The sequence below is a fragment of the Pelomonas candidula genome (assembly GCF_043555985.1).
GTDB classification, from domain to species: domain Bacteria; phylum Pseudomonadota; class Gammaproteobacteria; order Burkholderiales; family Burkholderiaceae_C; genus Pelomonas; species Pelomonas candidula.
In genome coordinates this window covers 279,603-300,540 of the sequence record NZ_JBIGIC010000007.1, presented here as the reverse complement: position 1 = coordinate 300,540, position 20,938 = coordinate 279,603, and the positions used below count along the sequence as shown (strand labels likewise).

The following is a 20,938-nucleotide window of genomic DNA, read 5'->3' as shown; positions in this document are numbered from 1 at the left end:
ACATGACGTTCAGACTGCCGCTCCACATCGCCCCCGCCGCGCCAGGCCCGCTGGCGCATCGGCTGGACGCGCTGCTGCCGCCGCTGGGCGACGCGCGACTGCTGCTGGTCGACGACGATCCCGGCCAGATCCAGCAGCTCGGCCGGCTGCTGGCCGGCTACACGCAGCTGCGCTTCGCCACCAGCGGCGAGCAGGCGCTGGCGCTGGCCCAGGGCTGGCAGCCCGAGCTCGTGCTGCTGGACGCGGAAATGCCGGGGCTGGACGGCTTCGAGGTCTGCCGCCGCATGAAGGCCGACCCGCTGCTCGCCGACGTGCCCATCGTCTTCGTCACCCAGCACACCGACGCCGCCATCGAGGCCGCCGTCTTCGAGCTGGGCGCTGCCGACTTCATCGCCAAGCCCGTCGCCGGCCCGGCGCTGCGCGCCCGCGTGGCCATGCAGCTGCGGCTGCGCCGCACGGCCCAGCGCCTGGTACGCCTGGCGCGGCGCGACGCGCTGACCGGCCTGGCCGAACGCGCCCAGCTGGACGACGAACTTGCCCAGGAGACCCGCCGCGCGCGCCGCAACGGCCAGCCACTGGCGCTGCTGCTGGCCGGCGTCGACGACCTGGCCGGCTACGAACAGCGCCACGGCCGGGGCGCCACCGACAACGCGCTGCGCCACGTCGCCGGCCTGGCCCAGCAGCTGCTGCAGCGCCCGGCCGACCTGGCCGCGCGGCACGGCGACGACGTCTTCGCGCTGCTGCTGCCCGACACCACCGCCACCGGCGCCGCCACGCTGGCCACCCGGCTGCAGCAGGGGCTGGCGGCCGGAGATGGGCTGACGCTGGCCATCGGCATCGGCCTGCTCACGCCCGAGCACGACGTCGCCGCCGCCGCCGAGACCGCGCTGGCCGCCGCGCGCCGCGCCGGCCCCGGCAGCCTCTTCCTGGCCGACGGCGCCCAGGCCGCCGCGCCCTACCGGCCATGACGCCGGCAGCGCCGCGCCGCTCGACGGCACGTCTCTGGGCCGCCCTGCTGCTGGGCCTGGCCAGCCTGGGCGCCCACGCCGCGCCGCTGGTCATCGCCATCGGCGAGACCTCGCTGTTCGCGCCACTGCAGCTGGCTGCGCAGGAGGGCTACTTCGCGGCCGAGGGGCTGGACGTCAAGGTCATCCCGTGCGTCAACGGGCGACGCTGCCTCAAGCACCTGACAGACGGCGACGCCCAGGTCGCGACGGTGGCCGACACGCCCATCGTCTTCGCGCTGCACGCTGGCCACCGCTTCGACATCGTCGCCAGCTTCGGCACGACGGTGCACGACACGGCGCTCGTGGCCCGCGCCGACCGCGGCATACGCACACCTGCCGACCTGGCCGGCAAACGCCTGGGCGTCGTGCGCGGCACCAGCGCGCACTACTTCGCCAACGTCTTCCTGCTCATCAACGGCGTGCCGCGCGACGCAGTCAACATCGTCTTCATCGATCCCAACGCCGGCATCGACCCGCTGCTGCGCGGCGACATCGACGCTGCCGCTCTCTACCGCCCCTATGGCCCGCAGGCCGTCCAGCAACTGGGCGCCAAAGGCCTGGTGCTCAAAACGCTGCTGCCCTACGCGCTGATGGTCAACCTCGTGGCCCAGCCGGGGCTGAGCCAGGACAGCCTGCTGCGCGTGCTGCGCGCTGCGCGCCGCGGCGTCGACCTGCTCAACAGCCAGCCCGCGCGCGCGCAGGCCCTGCTCGCGGCGCGCTGGCGGACCGACACCAAAACAGCCGCCGAGCGGCTGGACGGTTATGAGTTCCGCCTCGTCCTGAGCCAGAACCTGCTGTCGACGCTGGAGGCCGAGTCGCGCTGGGCGGTGCGCGAGGACCTGGTGGAGCGTGGCGGCAAGCCCGACTTCCTAGAAATCATGCGTGTGGAACCACTGCGGGCACTTGACCCGAGGGCCGTGACACTGATCAAGTAGGGGCATGCGACTTCGCCCCGCCCTGATGACCTGCGTGATCGCCGCGCTGGCCATCGTCTCGCTGCGGCTGACGAGCATCGAACTGGAGCGCCAGGCCTCGGCGCGCAACGACGCGCAGCGCGAGATCGTCGAGGTCATCGCCCGCGACGCTGCCGGCCTGCTTGTGCTGACGCAGGACTACGGGCTGCACCGCAGCGACCGCGCCGCACGGCAGTGGGGCCTCGTGCACGAACGGCTGACGCGCGCGCTGGCCGACTATGCGGCCGACGGCCCCGAGAGCGCCGACCAGGTCGACGACCTGCAGGGCACCGCGCGCACGCTGCCGCAACTGTTCGCCGCGCTGCGCGCCGCGGGCCAGGACGGCAGCGACGCGCTGGACCGCCGCGAGATGCTGACCGACCAGCTCGTCAACGAGACGCGCCGCGTCAGCGACGGTGCCTTCGATTTGTCAGGTGAGCTGGCACGTCAGCGCAGTGTGGACGCCGTGCACCAGCGTTGGATGGCCGTCGCCGCCCACAGCCTGGTGCTGGCGCTGACGCTGGTGCTGGCCTGGCTGCTGCACCGCCGCGTGCTGGCCCCCATCGACCGGCTGCGCGAGGTGGCCGGTGCCGTTGAGGGCGGCGACCTGTCGGCACGCAGCCGGCTGCCCGGCGGCGACGAGCTGAGCCAGTTGTCGCAGGCGCTGGACGCGATGACGGGCGCGCTGCAGCAGCGCGACGCGGCGCTGCGCGACAGCAACCGGCTGCTGTCGCGCAGCGAGGCCTTCCTTGCCCGCGCCGGCAAGATGGCCGGCGTAGGGGGATGGGAGCTGGAACTGGCGGACGATCACCTGTCATGGAGTGGCGAGACGCGGGGGCTGCTGGGTCTGCCGACCCATCACGTCGTCGACGTCGCCGCGATGCTGGGCTGCTTCGCCCCCGAGTCCGAGCGCCGGCTGCGCCAGGCCATGGCGCTGGCGCGAGCCAACGGCGAGGGCTGGGACCTGGAGCTGGAGGTGCCCGGCGCGGACGGCGCGCCGCGCTGGCTGCACTCGGTGGGTGCAGCCGAGCGGGTGGACGGCCGCGTCGTGCGGCTGGTGGGCGCCGTGCAGGACGTGACCGAGCGCCGTGCCGCCGCCGATGCACTGCGCCACGCCATGCTGGCCGCCGACGCCGCCAGCGCCGCCAAGAGCCAGTTCCTGGCCAACATGAGCCATGAGATCCGCACACCGATGAACGCCGTGCTGGGGCTGAACTCGCTGCTGGAGCGCGGCGAGCTGGCCCCGGCGCAGCGCGAGCTGGTCGTCAAGATCGGCAACGCCAGCCGCTCGCTGCTGGAGATCATCAACGCCGTGCTGGACCTGTCCAAGATCGAAGCCGGCGAGATGGTGCTGGAGGCCGCGCCGTTCGATCCGCATGCGCTGTTGCGCGACGTGGCCGCGCTGTTTGCCGAGCAGGCAAGGGGCAAGGGCATCGCGCTGCAGCTGGACGTGTCGCCCCCCCTGCCGGCGCTGCTGCTGGGCGATGGCGCGCGGCTGCGCCAGATCGTCGGCAACCTGGTCTCCAACGCCATCAAGTTCACCGGCGAGGGCGAGGTACGCGTCGGCGCCAGCTGCGCGAATGCGAGCGCCCGGCCCGTGGTGCTGGAGATCACCGTCGAGGACAGCGGCATCGGCATCCCGGCCGAGGCCCTGTCGCGCATCTTCACGCCGTTCACCCAGGCCGACAGCTCCACGTCGCGCCGCTACGGCGGCACGGGCCTGGGCCTGTCCATCGTGCGGCAGCTGTGCGAGCTGATGGGTGGCAAGGTGGACGTCAGCAGCAGCCCCGGCGCAGGCACGCGCTTCGTCGTGCACCTGCCGTTCGAGCCGGCCGACGTGGCCCGCGGCCTGGTGCTGTCGTCGCGCCCGCTGGCGCTGCTGCTGGCCAGCGACGACCTCGTCCAGCGCGAGGCCTTGCAGCGCCTGTGCGCCGACCTGGGCTGGCTGGCCGAGCCCGTGGCCGACGCGGCGGCGCTGCAGGCCCGGCTGGACAGCGCGCCGCCCGACCTGCTGCTGCTGGACCACCGCCTGCTGCTGCCATTGGAGGCCGCGCCTCGCCAGGCCCTGCAGGCACGCCTGGCCGGCCTGCCCTGCGTGCTGATGAGCCGTGCGGCCACGGTGCAGGATGCCGCGGGCCTGCGCCTGCCGGCCGACGTGTCCAGCCTGTTCGACGCCGTGCACGCGGCGCTGGCCGGGCACGGCGCGGCCGGGTCGCTGCTGGACGGCGCGCGCGGCGCGTCCGCCGTGCGGCTGCTGCCCGGCGTGCGGGTGCTGGTGGCCGACGACAGCCCCATCAACCTCGAAGTGGCCCAGCGCATCCTGGAAGACGAAGGCGCGCAGGTCACGCTGGCGCAGGACGGTGCACTTGCCGTCGAGCGGCTGCGGGCCGGGCCGCAAGGCTTCGACGCGGTGCTGATGGACGTGCAGATGCCCGTGCTGGACGGCCTGGCCGCGGCGCGCTGCATCCGCACCGAGCTGGGCCTGCGCGAGCTGCCCATCCTGGCGCTGACAGCCGGCGCGCTGCTCAGCGAGCGCCAGCGCGCGCTGGAGGCCGGCATGAACGACTTCGTCAGCAAGCCCTTCGATCCCTCGGCCCTGGTGCTGCTGCTGCGCCAGCACGTGGAGCGCGCGCGTGGCGGGCGCCTGCCGGTGGCCGCCCGCGCGGCCGAGGCGCCGGCGCAGGACGACCCGTGGCCGCAGCTGGACGGCATCACCCGCGACGAGGCCCGCCAGCGGCTGCTGGGCGACGTGAACTTCTTTGCCCGGCTGCTGGAGCGGCTCATCGACGAGTTCGCCGACCTGGCCACCGAGCCGCCGCCGCCGCTGGACGCGCCTGCCGCCGCGGCCCGGCTGCACAAGCTCGCCGGCAGCGCCGGGCTGATGGCGGCCCGGCCGCTGCGCGACGCGGCCCACCGCGGCGAGACCCACGCCCGCGCCGGCGAGGCCTTCGATGCCGAGCTCGCCGAGGTCGCACGACTGATGGCGGCGCTGACGGCCCAGGCCCGCCCCTGGCTGCAGCGCCACAAGGCCGCCCAGCAGCAGGCCGAACCGCGCACCGCCCCGCCGCTGGATGAGGCCTCGCTCGCGCGGCTGCGCCAGGCGCTGCAGGTGCAGGACCTGGCCGCGCTGGACCTGTTCGAGCAACTGGCGCCCTCGCTGCGTGCCACGCTGGACGAGGCCCGCTTCACGGCGCTGCGCGACGGCGTCGGCCGGCTGGACTTCGCGACGGCGGCAGCGCAGCTGTCCGCCTAGGCGCGGGCCTTCGTCCGGCCGCCGCGGCGACCTCGCCCCTGGGCCGGCCTCAGTGCTGCGTCACGCGCCGCCGTTCCAGCTTGACGCGATACATCGCCGCATCCGATTCCCGCAACACCTCCTCCGCGCCGGCCTGCGACGGGTCCAGGCAGGCGACGCCGACGCTGGCGCCGTCGTAGGAGAGCGTCGTCGGGCCGACCCGGTAGTCGCCCACGGTGGCGGCCGCCAGCCGGGCGCGCATCAGCTGGGCCGCGTTGGCACCATCTTCGGCGAGCCGGGGGCCCAGGCCGATGACGACGAACTCGTCGCCGCCCATGCGCGCCAGCACATCGCCAGCACGCAGCGCCGCCTGCAGTCGGCTGGCAACGCCGCGCAGGAACTCGTCGCCGGCGTCGTGGCCGTGGCCGTCGTTGATCTGCTTGAAACCGTCCAGGTCGATAGCGCCCGCCAGCAGCCAGCTGCCGGTGCGGTGGGCCAGCGAGTTGAGGCGCGCCAGCTCCAGCATCAGCGCTCGGCGGTTGAGCAGGCCGGTGAGCGCGTCGGTCAGCGCCTGGGTGCGCAGTTCGGAGTTGGCCTGCTGCAGCTGCTCGACAAGGCGCTCGCGCGCGACGTGCTGCTCGATGAGGCTGGCGAACAGGCGCAGCACGTGCCCGGCATCGGGCGGCATCGGCCGGCGCTGCGAGCTGGCCGCGCACAGCGTGCCGTAGAGGGCGCCGTCATCGGTGCGCACCGGCGTGCTGACGTAGGTCTGGATGCCCAGGTCGCGCGCGGCGCCGGAGTCCGCCCAGAAGCCGCCGACGTCGTCCGTGAAGGGGCGGCCCTCGTCCAGCGCGCGCCTGCACAGCGTGTCTCCCCAGGGCACGGTCAGGCCCTCGGGAATCTGCAGTTCACGCGAGTTTCGGGCGTAGACGATGTGCTGCAGACCTTCGGCGAGGTCGACGGTCGTCAGGTAGGTCGACTCCAGGCCCGACACGGCCTCCAGCATTTCCAGCAGCGGCCGGGTGAGGTCCTCCAGCGTGCGGGCCTTGGAGACGGAATCGGAGAGCTGGGCGAAGAAGGAATCCATGGACAACCGACGGCAATGCGACCGCGCGAGGTTAGCCCACGGGCAGCGCCGTCTCGTACTTCACCTCGCGCAACACCACGTTGCTGCGCACGCTGCTGACGCCCGGCAGCTTGAAGATGTGCTGCTGCAGGAACTGGTCGTAGGCCTTCATGTCGGCCGCGACGACCTTGATGACGTAGTCGGCCTCGCCGGTGATGGCGTGGCACTCGATGATCTCGCGACGCGTGGCGCTGAGCTGCTCGAACTGCTCCACCGCGCCCTCGCTGTGCCGCACCAGGCTGACGTGCGCCAGCACGAGGATGGACAGCCCCACCTTCTCGCGGTCCACCAGCACGACCTGGCCGCGGATGACGCCGCGGTCCTCCAGCTCCCTCACGCGCCGCCACACCGGCGTGGCGGACAGGCCCACCTTCTCGGCCAGCGCCTGCGTGGACAGCCGCGCGTCGGCCTGCAGCATCTGCAGGATCTGCAGGCTGGCGCGGTCGAGTTCGTTTGTTTCCATGATTGACCTCTTTGGAGATAAATCATCTCATTGGAAGACTCGCCGACCGGCATTGAGGCAAGTTCATCCGGCCGTGCAGAGAAAGAATTTGCGCCCCACACGGAGCTGCCCCATGACCGACACCCTGCGCGCCTACCAGCTCAGCGACAACCTCGCGGCCGACAGCGGCGCGGTCTTCCTGACCGGCACGCAGGCCCTGGTGAGGCTGCTGCTGGCGCAGAAGAAGCAGGACGAGCGCGCCGGGTTGAACACGGCCGGCTTCGTCAGCGGCTACCGCGGCTCGCCGCTGGGCATGGTGGACCAGCAGTTGTGGAAGGCGAAGAAGTTCCTGGACGCCGCCCACGTCGAGTTCCTGCCCGCCATCAACGAAGACCTCGCCGCAACCGCCTGCCTTGGCGTGCAGCGCGTGGCGCTGGACCCGCAGCGCACCGTCGATGGCGTGTTTGCGATGTGGTACGGCAAGGGCCCCGGCGTGGACCGCTCGGGCGACGCGCTGAAGCACGGCAACGTCTACGGCACGTCGACGCAGGGCGGCGTGCTGGTCGTCTGTGGCGACGACCACGGTTGCGTGTCCAGCAGCACGCCACACCAGAGCGACCAGGCGCTGCAGGCCTGGAGCATGCCGCTGGTGCACCCGGCCAACGTGGCCGAGTACCTGGAGTTCGGCCTGTACGGCTGGGCGTTGTCGCGCTTCTCGGGCGCGTGGGTGGGCTTCAAGGCGATCTCGGAGGTCGTCGAGAGCGGCATGACGGTCGACCTCGACGCGGTGCCGCTGGACTTCGAGCACGCCGTCGACTACGTCGCGCCAACCAACCTGCACATCCGCGCTGTCGACCTGCCCTCGCTCGATCTCGAATCGCGCCTCGCGCACAAGCTGGACGCGGTGAAGGCCTTCGCCAAGGTCAACAGCATCGACAAGCACATCGTCACCAGCCCGGCCGCGACGCTGGGCATCGTGACCGTGGGCAAGGCGCACTACGACTTCATGGAAGTGCTGCGCCGGCTGGACCTGGACCCCAACGCGCTGGCAGCGGCCGGCGTGCGTGTCTACAAGGTGGGCCTCGTGTTCCCGCTGGAGCCGACGCGCATCACCGAGTTCTGCGCCAACCTGACGGACGTGCTCGTCATCGAGGAAAAAGGTCCGGTCGTCGAGCGCCAGATCAAGGAACTGCTCTACCACCTGCCCGACTTCCAGCGCCCGCGCGTCGTCGGCAAGACGGACGAGCACGGCGCGCCGGTGCTGTCGGCACTCGGCGAGCTACGGCCGAGTCGCATCATGGGCACGGTGGCCGATTGGCTGGCGCGACTCAACCCCGCGCTGGACCGCCGCCACCTCGTCGTCGACTTCCTGACGCCCTGCCTGCTGAGCAACGCGGCCGACGGCGTGCGCCGCCAGCCCTACTTCTGCTCGGGCTGCCCGCACAACACCAGCACCAAACTGCCCGAAGGCTCGCGCGCGCTGGCCGGCATCGGCTGCCACTTCATGGCGAGCTGGATGGAGCGCGGCACTTCCGGCCTGATCCAGATGGGCGCCGAGGGCGTGGACTGGGCGGCGCATTCACGCTTCACGAAAGAGAAGCACGTCTTCCAGAACCTCGGCGACGGCACCTACTACCACTCGGGCTACCTGGCCATCCGCCAGGCCATCGCGGCCAAGGCCAACATCACCTACAAGATCCTCTACAACGACGCGGTGGCCATGACCGGCGGCCAGCCGGTGGACGGCCAGACCAGCGTGCCGCAGATCGCGCGCCAGGTGGAGGCCGAGGGCGTCAAGCGGCTGGTCGTCGTGTCCGACGACATCACCAAGTACGACGGCCACCACGGCCTGTTCCCGGCCGGCACGACCTTCCACCACCGCAGCGAGATGGACGCCGTGCAGCGCAATCTGCGCGACATCGACGGCGTGACGGTGCTGATCTACGACCAGACCTGCGCCGCCGAGAAACGCCGGCGCCGCAAGAAGGGCGAGTTCCCCGACCCGCCCAAGCGCATCTTCATCAACGAGGCCGTCTGCGAGGGCTGCGGCGATTGCGGCGTAGCGAGCAACTGCCTGAGCGTCGTGCCCGTCGAGACCGACTGGGGCCGCAAGCGCGCCATCGAGCAGAGCAGCTGCAACAAGGATTTTTCCTGCGTGAACGGCTTCTGCCCGAGCTTCGTCTCCGTGCACGATCCGGTGCTGAAGAAGAAGGCCGGCGCAGCCTACACACCGCAGGATCTGGCGCGAGAAATCGCAGCCATCCAGCCGCCCGCCAATTGGCACTGGACGGGGCCGTTCGACATGCTGGTCACCGGCGTCGGCGGCACGGGCGTCGTCACGGTTGGCGCGCTGGTGACGATGGCGGCCCACCTCGAAGGCAAGCAGGCCTCGGTGCTGGACTTCATGGGCTTTGCACAGAAGGGCGGCGCGGTGCTCTCCTTCGTGCGCGTCGCGCCGACGCTGGACCTGCTGAACCAGGTGCGCATCGACACCCAGCAGGCCGACGTGCTGCTGGCCTGCGACATGGTGGTCGGCGCGTCACCCGACGCGCTGGGTACCGTGAAGGCCGGCCGCACCGTCATCTTGGCCAACACGCACGAACTGCCGACGGCGGGCTTCGTGCGCAACCCGGACGCGTCGCTGCAGGGCGAGTCGCTGCTGGCCAAGATGAAGTTCGCCGTCGGCGAGCACGGCGCGCTCGACACGGTAGATGCGCAGGACATCGCCCAGCGCCTGATGGGTGACACGCTGCCCAGCAACATCGTCATGCTGGGCGCGTGCTGGCAGCGCGGGCTCATTCCCGTCAGCGAGGCGGCGCTGATGCGTGCCATCGAGCTGAACGGCGTGGCCGTCGAGGCCAACAAGACCGCCTTCGCATTGGGCCGCCTGGCCATCGCCGCGCCGGACGCCATCGCGCGCCTGACCGGCGACGTCAACGTCGTGAAGCTCTTCAACTTCGACCAGCTCGACGGGCCGGACGGCCTGATCGAACGCCGCGTGGCCTTCCTGACCGACTACCAGGACGCCGCCTACGCGGCCCGCTACCGCGCGTTGGTCGAGCGCGTGCGCGCGACCGAGGCCCCGCTCGGCAAGGGCCAGCGCCTGACCCAGGCCGTGGCCCGCTACTACGCCAAGCTGCTGGCGATCAAGGACGAGTACGAGGTGGCGCGCCTGTACACCGACGGCCGTTTCGAGACCGCGATGAAGGCGCAGTTCGAGAACTGGTCGAGCCTGAGCTTCCACCTCGCGCCGCCGCTCATCTCCAAGCCCGGCGCCGACGGCCGCGCGAAGAAGATCGAGATGGGCTCGTGGACCTTCACCGCCTTCAAGTGGCTGGCCAGGCTCAAAGGCCTGCGCGGCAGCGCGCTGGACATCTTCGGCAAGACCGACGAGCGCCGCATGGAGCGGCAGCTGATCACCGACTACGAGCGACTCATCGACGAGGTGCTGGCCTCACTGACCGCCGACAACCTCGGCACCGCCGTCGACCTGGCCCGCCTGCCCGAGAAGATCCGCGGCTACGGGCATGTGAAGCACGCCAACGTCGGGGCGGTGAAAAAGCAGTGGCAAGCCCTGCTCGACAAGTTCCACGGCCGCACGACCGAGATGGCCGCTCAGCCCGTGGCCATACCGGTTCGTGTCAAGGGCGTCGCGGAGCTTTGAGACGCGATACGCAGCCTTCACAGGCCCTGGAGTCAGTTCCGAGCCTTTGCCGCGGAACGACCTGCGGCCAGCCAAGACAGAGCCAAAGTGCCCAGCAACATCAGCGCCGCCGTGCCGGGCTCAGGCACGGCGCTGACGAAGGCGCCTGTCGAGATCTTCCAACTGCCTGCCGTCGAGTTCGAGGTCAGCATGAAGTCATCCAGAAATTGCTCACCCGGCAGGCAAGTGGCCTTGTAAGCGTGGTCGCTGCAATTGCCAAGCATGGGTGCCGTCGCAAGCATGCCATCCAGCGAGAGCGTCGCCGGCTGCCCGGTCAGGTAGAGGCTGCCAGACGTCAAGCCTACGAGATTCAGCTCCACGGTAGCCCGGTGCGTCACCACGTCCACCTGAACCAAGCCGCCACTGATAGTGGCAGACAGCAGGTTGCCCGAGAGGCCATCAAGCATGGAGATGTCGACCTTACCCTGAGCAGCGAAGCTCTGATAGAACTTGGAGCCGGTGACACTGGCACCGACACTGCTCATGTCGGCAGTTGCCGACACCGAAAGGCTTGCGATCTTGCCATCCACGTCGGGGCCAAAGCCAGCGCCGATCACGGCCAGCCCCATCGCCCCCGACGCGAACTGCAGTGTTGAAGGGCTGCCGTCCGGCTCTGCCGAATAGGCGAACGTGGTGTTAGAAAGCCAACCGCCCAATCCGTTGACGTGTTCCGGCGTGGCGGATTGCGCCACCTGTGCAAGGCACACCGCCGCAATAGCGGTCATCAGCTTCATCATCATTGCTCCCTGGGAATGCGGTACAGCAGCGCGACGGTCTAACCGCCAGACATACCGGCTTCTGCCTACGGCGCGCAACCATAGTCGATTACCGGTGCACCTTGCCACCCAGCAAGATGAAGTCATCCAATTTAGGGGGTGACCGAACACTGCGCATAGCAGTGCGCCGAAGAGGCAGCCCAGCCCCTGGCGATACCGGTGCGCGTAAAGGGCGTGGCGGATCTCTGAGCCTGCGCGACCGCTTCAGGACAGCCCGTCGAGCATGACGACGTTGCTGTCGACCCCGGCCCGGCGATGGCCGGCGATGGCCTGGTACGCCGGCGAGTCGACCCACTGCCGGGCCAGCTCGTGGCTAGGAAATTCGAGCAGCACGATCCGGTCGTAAGGCCACCGGCCCTCGACGGGTTCAGGCGCGTTCTGCACGGCAAGCACCTTGCCGCCAAAGCCTTCGAGCGTCGGCATGAAGGCCCGGACGTACGTCTTGTACTCGCCGGCGTCATGGATGTTCATGTTGTTGATGACGTAGACAGCCATGTCTTCCTCCGCTGCTGCCAGCCGGGTCAGCGCGCCGCACGCCTGCCGAACACGTCGCCGGCCGCTGGGGCCGGCGCCTCGCCGCGATCGGCGGCGGCCAGATGCCGCTCGATCTCCGCGGCCCAGGCGTCGTCGGGCAGCGCGAGGCCGAACTCGACCAGCACGTCCGACAGCAGGCGTTCAGTCTCGGCCGGCGGCGCCTCCGTGCCGAGGCCGGCCATGCAATGCGAGAGCGCCAGCTCCCATTCGCCGTGGCCGGACAGCGACCGGGCGGTGGCGACCGTCGAGGGCGGCAGCAGCGGCGCCAGCTGCGCGAGCACCTCGTCGAGCCGCGCCTGCGGCGAATAGTTCGCGTCCTCGGCAAAACGCGCGACGACGCCCAGCGCTGCGAGTTGGAGGATGAGCCGTCGCGCCGCCGGCGCCGACGTCACGCCGACGGTCGGGTGTTTGCGTTCCAGCAGCGCGTCCGTCCTGGCCTGGGCCGCTGCCAGGCCGAGCTGGCAGGACGCCTGCAACGCGCGCGTGCAACCCACCTTCTGCACGCCAGACTTCATGCTGACCAGTTCGACTTTCTGCATGATGAGCCTCCAGCTACACCGGTTCGGTCCATCCTAAGGCCGCCATGTCGTCGACGCGATGCACCTTGTCTCCCAGCAGGAGGAAGTCGTCCAGCTGCGGCGGCTTCACGGCCGTGCCGGCCAGCATCGCATGCGCCTGGCCGCGGTGATGGGTCTGATGCATGAACAGGTGCGCCAGCACGCGCCAGGCCGGCTCGCGCGGGCCGTTCTCGATGCCGGCACCGCGGTCGAAGGCCACGATGCGCCCCTCGTCTCCCGGCCGCAGGCTCTCGCAGAACGCGATCAGTTGCGCGTCGCTCTCGTCCTGCCGCGCGGCCAGCTCGCCCGCAGTCCGCGCCGGCACATAACCGGCCCAGACGTGGCGCATGGCCGCGTCGCCGCGCAGCGCGGCGAGGTAGTAGTGATCCACATTGAGGATGTGGTTCAGCGTCAGCGCCAGGCTGGGGAAGACGCTGGTGCGCGGCGCGTGGAACTCGCTGTCGGGCAGCGTGGCGACGGCGCCCAGCAGGCGGCGGTTGGCCAGGCGGTTGGCGCGAGCCTGGGTCAGAAGCAACGTCATGCCGGCGATTGTGCGCGGCCACGGCCGCCAGGGGCTGACGCGGCCGCCCGGACATGCTTCAATGGCCCGGCTATTCCTCGTCGACGACAAGAGAACGCCCTTGCGCATCGGAGACGCCTATACCGGGCCCGAGATGGCCAGCCCCGCGGCCTGGGTGGCGGCGGCAGCGGTGTTGTCCATCGGTCTGGCGCTGACGGCGGGCGCGGTACTCTGGCAGCAGCGCCAGGCCAGCACTGAGGCGCACGTGCAGCAGCAGCACCAGATGGAGCGCCTGCAGGACGACGTCGTCAAGCGGCTGACAACCCCGGTCTACGGCCTTCGAGGCGCGCGCGGTGCCATGGCGGCGCTGCCGGGCCGGTTCGGCCGAGAGGCCTTCGATGCCTACGTCGAGTCGCGCGACCTGGCCCAGGAGTTCCCCGGCGTGCGCGGCTTCGGCTTCATCGAGCGGGTGGCACGCACCGACCTCGACGCCTTCGTCGCCGCCCACCAACGCGAGGGCACGACCGAATTCCGCGTGCACGGCTCGGGCCAGGACCCGACGCTGTACGTCGTCACGCAGATCTCGCCGTTCTCGCACAACTTCTCGGCCTGGGGCATCGACTCGGGCGCGAACCCGATCGGCCGCGAGGCCATCGAGCAGGCCATCGACAGCGGCGAGCCCACGCTGTCCAGCGCCACGCGCCTGGTGCAGGACCCGCTGAAAGGCCCCGGCCTCCTGCTGTTCCTGCCCGTCTACCGTCAGGGGCAGGACCCCGGCTCGCCGACGCTGCGGCGCGCGTCGCTGCAAGGCCTGCTGTACGCGCCCCTGGTGGTCAACGACCTGCTGCGCGGCGTGGCCGAGCCGGCCTCGTCGCTGCTGGACCTGAAGCTGTCGGTGCGCATGCCGGACAGCGATTTCCTGCCACTGCTGGCCACGCGCCGGGGCAAGACGCTGACGCCACAGGAGATGGCCGATGACACGCTGGAGGACGCGCAGACGGTGGAGACCAGCCACTTCACGGTCTCCGGCCGGGAGTTCCGCCTCGACGCCGCGCTGACACACGACGCGACCGTGCGCCTGCTGGGCCTGTCCGGCGCCGGGCTGGAGCTGGGCGGTGCGCTGCTGAGCCTGCTGCTGGCCGCGACCGTCTACCTGCTGGCCGCCGGACGCTCCCGCGCCGAGCGGATGGCACGCGGCATGACGGCCGACCTGGCCCGGCTGGCCATGGTGGCCAGCCACACGACCAACGCGGTCATGATCACCGACCCCGAGCTCCGCATCACCTGGGTCAACGAAGGCTTCACGCGCATCTGCGGCTACGCGTCGGCCGAGGCCTTGGGCCAGCTGCCCAGCGAGCTGCTGCATTCCGAGCTGACCCATGCCGACACCGTGGAAGGCCTGCGCCAGGCCATGAGCGTGGGCATGGGCGCCCACGCCGAGCTGCTCAAGCGCGCCAAGGACGGCCGTGACTACTGGGCCGAGGTCGAAATCCAGCCGCTGCACGACGGCGGCGGCGGACTGACCGGATTCATGATCATCGAGTCCGACATCACCGCCCGCAAGGCGCTGCAGGCCCAGGCCGACGAGGCGCGCCAGAGCCTGCAGGACCTCTACGACAACGCGCCCTGCGCCTACTACGCGCTCGACAGCCATGGCCGCTTCCTGCAGATCAACGCGCTGGGCCTGAAGTGGCTGGGCTGCACGGCCGACGAGCTGATAGCCCGCGCCAGCCCGCGCGACTTCTTCAGCCCCGAGAGCCAGACACTGTTCGATGACGCCTTCCCGCGCTTCAAGCGCGAGGGCCGCGTGTCGGCGCTGGAGTTCGACATGAAGGGCCGACACGGCGAGGCGCGCCGCGTCAGCCTGTCGGCCACCGCCATCTACGCCGCCGACGGCAGCTACCTGCGCAGCCGCTCGGTGATGTTCGACATCAGCGAGACCCACCGCATCCGCCAGCAGCTGCACCAGCTCACGCTGGACCAGGAGGCCATGCTGGAGAGCGACCTCATCGGCATCGCCAAGCTGCGCGACCGCCGCATCAGCTGGCGCAACCACGCGCTGGAGCGCATGTTCGGCTTCGCGGAGGGCGAGTTGCTGGGCGTGCCGGTGCGCCAGCTCTACCTGGACGCCGCCGCCTACGAGACGCTCGGTGCCCTGGCCTACCCGCAGATGCGCGCCGGCGGGCGCTTTCGCACGCAGCAGCAGATGCGCCGCAAAGACGGCACCCTGATCTGGGTGGACATCGGTGGGATCGAGCTGCCCGCTGCATCCGGGGATCGAGAGGGCGAATCGATGTGGATGATGGTCGACATCACCCAGCAGAAGGCCCATGAGGCGCGGCTGGAGCAGGCGGCGCTGCACGACGCACTGACCGGCCTGCCCAACCGCATGCTGCTGGCCGACCGCCTCAAGCAGGCCATTCACAGCGCGGAGCGCAACGGCCATGTCTTCGCGCTGGCCTACCTGGACCTGAACGGCTTCAAGCAGGTCAACGACAACCACGGCCACGATGCGGGTGACGAGGTGCTGAAGGCTGTCTCCGCGCGGCTGCAGGCCGGCCTGAGGGCCAGCGACACCGTGGCGCGGCTGGGCGGCGACGAGTTCGTCGTGCTGCTGTCGCCCACGCCGGCGCCGGCCGAGGCCGAGCCGGTGCTGAACCGACTGCTGGACGCGCTGTCCCAGCCCATCACGCTGGCCAGCGGCGCGCAGGTCGCCGTGGGTAGCAGCCTGGGACTGGCCCACTACCCGGTGGACGGCCGCACCCCCGACGAGCTGATGCGCCACGCCGACGAGGAAATGTTTGCTAACAAACGCGCGGGGCGCATGCGCACGACTACACGCCGAGGCTGACTTAGTTCACACGGGTAAACGCCAATCCGGGCGATCATCGGGCATGCAGACAAGAAGACGATTCAACCAGCTCGCACTCGCCGGCCTGAGCCTGCCGGCAGCCCTGGCAGCACGTGCGCAGGACCGCCGCGCCATCGTGCTGGGCCAGTCGGCGCCGCTGACCGGCCCGGCCGCCCAGCTCGGCATCCAGATGCAGCTGGGGGCCAAGGCCTACTTCGACGCGGTCAACGCCGCCGGCGGCGTGGGCGGCATGCCCATCGTGCTGAAGACGCTGGACGATGGCTACGACCCGGCACGCTGCAAGGCCAATACCGAGAAATTCATCCAGGAGGACGTGTTCGCACTGTTCGGCTATGTCGGCACGCCGACGTCGGTGGCGGCGTTGCCGCTGGTCAACGCCGCGAAGATCCCCTTCATCGCCCCGTTCACCGGCGCCGAGTCGCTGCGCGACCCGTTCAACAAGCTGGTCTTCCACATCCGCGCGTCCTACTACGACGAGACCGAACTCATCGTCAAGCAGCTCACGCAGCTGGACCTGAAGAAGATCGCCGTCTTCCACCAGAACGACGCCTACGGTCAGGCCGGCCTGAAGGGCGTGCAGCGCGCGCTGGAAAAGCGCGGCCTGCAGCCGGTGGCCGTCGCCACCGTCGAGCGAAACAGCGTGGACGTTGCCGCCGCGCTGAAGACGCTGGTGCCGGCACAGGCAGAAGCCATCGTGCAGATCAGCGCGTACAAGAGCTGCGCCGCCTTCATCCGCGAGGCGCGCAAGGCAGGCTACTTCGGCCAGTTCTACAACGTGTCCTTCGTTGGCACGCAGGCGCTGGCCGACGAACTCGGCAAGGACGCCGCCGGCATCGTCGTCTCGCAGGTCATGCCCTCGCCCTTTGGTACGGCCGTGGGCCTCGTCAACGACTACCAGCTGGCGCTGCACAAGCTCGACCCCAAGGCCGAACCCAACTACACCAGCATGGAGGGCTATGTCGCCGCCCGCGTCATCGTCGACGGCCTGCGACGCCTGGGCGGCAAGCTCAACCGCGAGGCGTTGATCGGCGCGCTGGAAACGCTGTCCGGCTACGAGTCTCGGGGCTACCGGCTGAGTTTCTCGGCCAGCAAACACACCGGCTCCAGCTTCGTCGAGCTGTCGATGCTGACGGGCGACGGAAAAGTAAAACGTTGACCCCTCGCCCGGTCTCGCTGCGCTGAACGCGGGCGAGCCCAGTCGGCCTTGCAGACCGCGCTGCGGCAGGTACATCGAGCCCACTGGGCTCAATGTGTCCGGCCTCAGCCCCCAAGGGGACGGCGATGCTTGCCGGATCGACCGGCAAGCACATCGCCTCAGGCGGGCCGGCTTGGGAGCGGCCCGGCGCTCGGCCCGCAAACACCTTCAGCCGCGGTCATCTTTGGGTGACTCCATCACGATGTAGCTCGTGATCATGCTGACCTGCGGCAACCCGCCCAGCACGTCGGCATGGAAGCGCTTGTAGGCCGGCAGGTCGGCCACCTCCACGCGCAGCAGGTACTCGAAGGCGCCGGTCACGTTGTGGCATTCGCGCACAACGGGGCAGTCGCGCATCGCCTGCTCGAAGCCCAGTTGCTCGTCCAGCGTGTGGCGCGACAGGCCGATGGCCACGTAGGCGACGAAACCCACGCCCAGGCGCGCCGGGTCCAGCACGGCGCGGTAGCCCTTGACGACGCCCAGCCGCTCCAGCTCCTGCACACGGCGCAGGCAGGCCGACGGACTGAGCGCGATGCGCTGAGCCAGCTCGGCGTTGGTCACGCGGCCATCCCTGACCAACTCGCGCAATATCCTCTCGTCGATGGCGTCCATGGCCGCAGATGATTGCACAAAGCCCGCCTTCAGCCGCACCGAACGCAAGCCCATTCGGCACCGACCTGCCTAGAGTTGCGCGCCATGGAAACCAGCGCCCCCCTGATCGCCCTCGTCGGCTTCGCCTTCGTCACCTCCATCACGCCCGGCCCCAACAACCTGATGCTGCTGGCTTCGGGCACCCACTTCGGCTGGCGGCGCAGCCTGCCCCACCTGCTGGGCATCAGCCTGGGCTTCGGCGTCATGCTGGCACTGGTCGGCCTGGGGCTGGGCGAGGTGTTCGAGCGCTTTCCCGGCCTGCACGACGGGCTGAAGTGGGCCAGCCTCGCGTACCTGCTGTGGCTGGCCTGGAAAGTCGCCACGGCGGCACCGCCAACCTCGGCCGGTGAGCCCAGCAAAGGCCGGCCGATGGGGCTGGGCGCGGCGGCGCTGTTCCAGTTCGTCAACCCCAAGGCCTGGGCCATGGCGCTGACGGCGGTGACGGCCTATGGCGACCTGGGCACCGCCGCCGTGACGGCAGTCTTCGTGCTCGTCAACCTGCCCTGCTGCGGCTCCTGGGCGCTGCTGGGCGAGGGGATGCGCCGCTGGCTGCACCGCCCGCGCGCGCTGCAGGCGTTCAACTGGGGCGCGGCGGCGCTGATGGTGGTCTCCGTACTGCCGCTGCTGCGCGGCTGAAGCCGGCGCGCAACGGTCGGATTGGGAGCGGCGGCGGGCCGCTCTATCATCCTCGCGCCCTGCCGGCAAAACGAGGCGTTAGCCCGAAGGCAGGGTCTGCCGATCAGGGAGACGCCCCATGCCCGAGCCCGCTGCACGCGCCGAGCCCCTCGCACGCCGTGCCCTGCCGTGGCTGTTGTTCGCCGCCACCGTCGCATTGACGCTGGCGCTCGCCGCGTGGTCCGTCCAGCAGAACGCGGCCGAGCGCCGCGCGCTGTTCGAGCGCAGCGTCGAGTCCCTGCGGATCTCGCTGGCCAGCGTCGTGCGCAGCCACCTCGACATCCTGCCCGGGCTGCGCCTGGCCGCCAGCGGGCCGACGCCGCTGGACGATGCCCAGTTCGAGCGCTACGTCGACAGCGTGCTGGAGTCCCGGCGCTTCCCCGGCCTGACGCTGAGCTTCATCGCCGAGCGCGTGCCGCTGGCCGGGCGTGCCGCCTACGTCGAGCGCGTGCGCGCCGACCGCAGCACCGATCCCGCCGGCCACCCCAGCTTCGCCGTGCAGCCGCCCGGCGACCGGCCAGAGTACATGCTGCTGCGCCACCAACTGCCGACCGACCCGGCCAACGACGGCTACGACCTCTACGACCCGGCGCAGAGCTACCGCCAGCCGGTCGAGCGCGCCATCGCCGATGGCGGCCTCGTCGCCACGCCGCCGCTGCTGCTGGCCCGCGACCGCCACCGCCCCAACCATCCGGAGCTGACCAGCATCGTCGTGCGCGCCGCCACCTACCGCGGCGACCACCTGCCCGCCACGGCCGACGAGCGCCGCTCAGCGGCCACCGGCGTCGTCGGCATCGCGCTGCGCAGTGCCGAGCTCGTGCGCGGTGCGCTGCCGCCGGACCTGGCTGCCTCCGGCGGCACGCCCGCCCGCGTCCGCGTGACCGACCCCACCGCGCCCCCGCAGGCGCCGCTGGTCTACGACAACGAGCCCGGCGCTGCCGTGCCGGCCGACGCGCTGCGCTTCGAGCTGCCGATGGCCGACCGGCGCTGGCTCGTCGAGGTGGCACCGCCGCCAGCGGGCCCGTGGGACGACGTCAACGACGGCACGCTGCAACTGCTCGCGGCGGGCCTGGTCTGCGCTGCATCGCTGGCGCTGCTGACGGCCGGCCTGGCCCGTGGCCGCCAGCAGGCCGAGGTGCGCGTGCGCGAAGGCCTGGCGCAGCTGGAGGCCGAGGCCGCCCAGCTCGCGCGCAGCGAGGCGCGGCTGCGCCTGCTGTTCGAGCACAGCCTGGACGCCATGCTCAACACGCGGCCGGGCGGCGGCGTCGTCGCCGCCAACCGCGCGGCCTGCGAGTTGTTCGGCCGCAGCGAGGCGCAGCTGCTGGCCGCCACGCGCGACGACATCATCGACCCCGCCGACCCGCGCCTGGCCCCGCTGATGGCCGAGCGCCAGGCCACCGGTCGCACCCGCGGCCAGGTCCGCATGCGGCGCGCCGATGGCAGCTTCTTCGAGGCCGAGATCAGCTCCATGGCCTACCAGGACAGCGACGGCAACCCGCTGGCCAGCGTCATCGTGCGCGACCTGACGCCCAGTCTGAACGCCGCCGCCGAACGCCAAGGCCTGGAGGAGCAGCTGCGCCGCGCGCAGAAGATGCAGGCGCTGGGCACGCTGGTGGGAGGCATCGCGCACGACTTCAACAACGTGCTCGCCATCGTGCTGGGCGGCGCAGCGCTCGTGGACGCAGACCTCGACGCCCATCACCCCGCGCGGCCGCACCTGGAGCGCATCCGCCAGGCCGGGCTGCGCGCGCGTTCGCTGGTGCAGCAGCTGCTCACCTTCGGCCGCCCGTCGGCGGAGGGCCGCTGGGCGCAGCCGCTGCAGCCGCTGGTGGAAGAGGCGCTGGCCCTGCTGCGCCTGAGCCTGCCGGTGGAGGTGAAGCTGGAGGCCGACCTCGCGGCCGAGCCCCTGCACGTCGTCACCGAGCCGACGCAGATCCAGCAGGTGCTGCTCAACCTCTGCAACAACGCCTGGCAGGCCATGCCTGGCCATCGCGGGCGCATCGACATCACGCTGGACGCACGATTGCGCGAGGGCCGCCACTGGGCCGTGCTGAGCGTGCGAGACGACGGCACCGGCATGGACGCGGCGCTGCGCGAGCGCATCTTCGAACCCTTCTTCACGACCAAGGTCGCCGCCCAGGGCACGGGGCTGGGCCTGGCCATGGTGCACGGCATCGTCACGGGCCACGGCGGGCGCATCGAGCTCAGCTCGGTGCCGGGCCATGGCAGCATCTTCGAGATCTGGCTCCCCACGGTCGCGACGGCTGCCGAGGGCCCCGCCGACGAGCCCGCGCCACCGACGCTGCCAGGCCGGGGCGAACGCATCGTCTACCTCGACGACGACGAGGTGCTGCGCCTGACCGTCGAGGCGCTGCTGACGCGCCTGGGCTACCGCGTCGAGTCCCACGCCGACCCGGCCTCCGCGCTGGCCGCCGTCGACGCCGCTGCCGGCGGCATCGACCTCGTGCTGACCGACTACGACATGCCGCGCATGTCCGGCCTGGACGTCGCCCGCGCGCTGCGCCAGCGCCACCCCGACCTGCCCGTCCTCATCGTCACCGGCCAGGTGACCGCGGCGCTGCGAAGCGCCAGCGCCGAACTCGCCGGCGTGGGCCTGATGAGCAAGGAGTTCATCGTCGAGCAGCTGGGTGCGCGCGTGGCCGCGTTGCTGACCGCAAGCCGTCACTGAAACGTC

The 20,938-nt window shown here is 70.8% G+C and carries 15 protein-coding genes; 8 read left to right on the top strand and 7 right to left on the bottom strand.

Annotation, left to right across the window (positions count from 1 at the left end; genetic code table 11):
• Positions 1-2: 2 nt before the first annotated feature.
• The 3 genes from ACG04R_RS16100 to ACG04R_RS16090 are packed head-to-tail and all read left to right on the top strand — an operon-like array spanning position 3 to position 5,213.
• Positions 3-968 carry a GGDEF domain-containing response regulator gene (locus tag ACG04R_RS16100; RefSeq protein ID WP_394412612.1) on the top strand — a complete coding sequence of 322 codons (966 nt, stop codon included), beginning with the start codon at positions 3-5 and terminating at the stop codon, positions 966-968.
• On the top strand, positions 965-1,942 hold the full coding sequence (locus tag ACG04R_RS16095) for an ABC transporter substrate-binding protein (protein ID WP_394412609.1): 978 nt from the start codon (positions 965-967) through the stop codon (positions 1,940-1,942). Before ACG04R_RS16100 ends, ACG04R_RS16095 begins: the two co-directional genes overlap by 4 nt.
• 4 nt (positions 1,943-1,946) lie before the next feature.
• Complete coding sequence (locus tag ACG04R_RS16090) at positions 1,947-5,213, top strand: ATP-binding protein (RefSeq protein ID WP_394412606.1); 3,267 nt, start codon at positions 1,947-1,949, stop codon at positions 5,211-5,213.
• A 49-nt stretch (positions 5,214-5,262) separates the two neighbouring features.
• Here ACG04R_RS16090 and ACG04R_RS16085 read toward each other — a convergent pair whose 3' ends face one another.
• Positions 5,263-6,279 carry a sensor domain-containing diguanylate cyclase gene (locus ACG04R_RS16085; RefSeq protein WP_394412603.1) on the bottom strand — a complete coding sequence of 339 codons (1,017 nt, stop codon included), beginning with the start codon at positions 6,277-6,279 and terminating at the stop codon, positions 5,263-5,265.
• Between the two features lie 31 nt (positions 6,280-6,310).
• On the bottom strand, positions 6,311-6,781 hold the full coding sequence (locus ACG04R_RS16080) for an Lrp/AsnC family transcriptional regulator (RefSeq protein ID WP_394412599.1): 471 nt from the start codon (positions 6,779-6,781) through the stop codon (positions 6,311-6,313).
• Positions 6,782-6,893: 112 nt separating this feature from the next.
• On the opposite strand from ACG04R_RS16080, the gene ACG04R_RS16075 reads away from it, so the two are divergent.
• Positions 6,894-10,424 (top strand): indolepyruvate ferredoxin oxidoreductase family protein, encoded by a 3,531-nt coding sequence (locus tag ACG04R_RS16075; RefSeq protein WP_394412596.1) that lies wholly within the window; start codon positions 6,894-6,896, stop codon positions 10,422-10,424.
• A gap of 32 nt (positions 10,425-10,456) precedes the next feature.
• Here ACG04R_RS16075 and ACG04R_RS16070 read toward each other — a convergent pair whose 3' ends face one another.
• The 4 genes from ACG04R_RS16070 to ACG04R_RS16055 form a co-directional block, all read right to left on the bottom strand.
• Complete coding sequence (locus tag ACG04R_RS16070) at positions 10,457-11,197, bottom strand: PEP-CTERM sorting domain-containing protein (protein WP_394412592.1); 741 nt, start codon at positions 11,195-11,197, stop codon at positions 10,457-10,459.
• A gap of 246 nt (positions 11,198-11,443) precedes the next feature.
• Complete coding sequence (locus ACG04R_RS16065; protein WP_394412588.1) at positions 11,444-11,734, bottom strand: DUF1330 domain-containing protein; 291 nt, start codon at positions 11,732-11,734, stop codon at positions 11,444-11,446.
• 26 nt (positions 11,735-11,760) lie between these two features.
• Complete coding sequence (locus ACG04R_RS16060) at positions 11,761-12,312, bottom strand: hypothetical protein (RefSeq protein ID WP_394412585.1); 552 nt, start codon at positions 12,310-12,312, stop codon at positions 11,761-11,763.
• Between the two features lie 13 nt (positions 12,313-12,325).
• Positions 12,326-12,871, bottom strand: coding sequence for a DinB family protein (locus ACG04R_RS16055; protein WP_394412582.1), 546 nt, complete (start codon positions 12,869-12,871; stop codon positions 12,326-12,328).
• Positions 12,872-12,971: 100 nt separating this feature from the next.
• Here ACG04R_RS16055 and ACG04R_RS16050 point away from each other — a divergent pair, with 100 nt between their 5' ends.
• Both ACG04R_RS16050 and ACG04R_RS16045 read left to right on the top strand, forming a co-directional pair.
• The gene (locus tag ACG04R_RS16050; protein WP_394412578.1) at positions 12,972-15,701 is read left to right on the top strand and encodes a sensor domain-containing diguanylate cyclase; all 2,730 of its coding nucleotides are present in this window, start codon (positions 12,972-12,974) and stop codon (positions 15,699-15,701) included.
• A 43-nt stretch (positions 15,702-15,744) separates the two neighbouring features.
• Positions 15,745-16,878, top strand: coding sequence for an ABC transporter substrate-binding protein (locus ACG04R_RS16045; protein ID WP_394412576.1), 1,134 nt, complete (start codon positions 15,745-15,747; stop codon positions 16,876-16,878).
• 207 nt (positions 16,879-17,085) lie between these two features.
• On the opposite strand, the gene ACG04R_RS16040 is transcribed toward ACG04R_RS16045, so the two are convergent.
• Entirely contained in the window at positions 17,086-17,529 is a 444-nt protein-coding gene (locus ACG04R_RS16040) for an Lrp/AsnC family transcriptional regulator (protein ID WP_394412573.1), read from the bottom strand.
• Between the two features lie 84 nt (positions 17,530-17,613).
• Between ACG04R_RS16040 and ACG04R_RS16035 the strand changes: the two genes are divergently transcribed.
• Together ACG04R_RS16035 and ACG04R_RS16030 are read left to right on the top strand one after the other, a co-directional pair.
• Positions 17,614-18,204 (top strand): LysE family translocator, encoded by a 591-nt coding sequence (locus ACG04R_RS16035; RefSeq protein ID WP_394412570.1) that lies wholly within the window; start codon positions 17,614-17,616, stop codon positions 18,202-18,204.
• A 118-nt stretch (positions 18,205-18,322) separates the two neighbouring features.
• On the top strand, positions 18,323-20,932 hold the full coding sequence (locus ACG04R_RS16030) for an ATP-binding protein (protein ID WP_394412567.1): 2,610 nt from the start codon (positions 18,323-18,325) through the stop codon (positions 20,930-20,932).
• Positions 20,933-20,938: the final 6 nt, after the last annotated feature.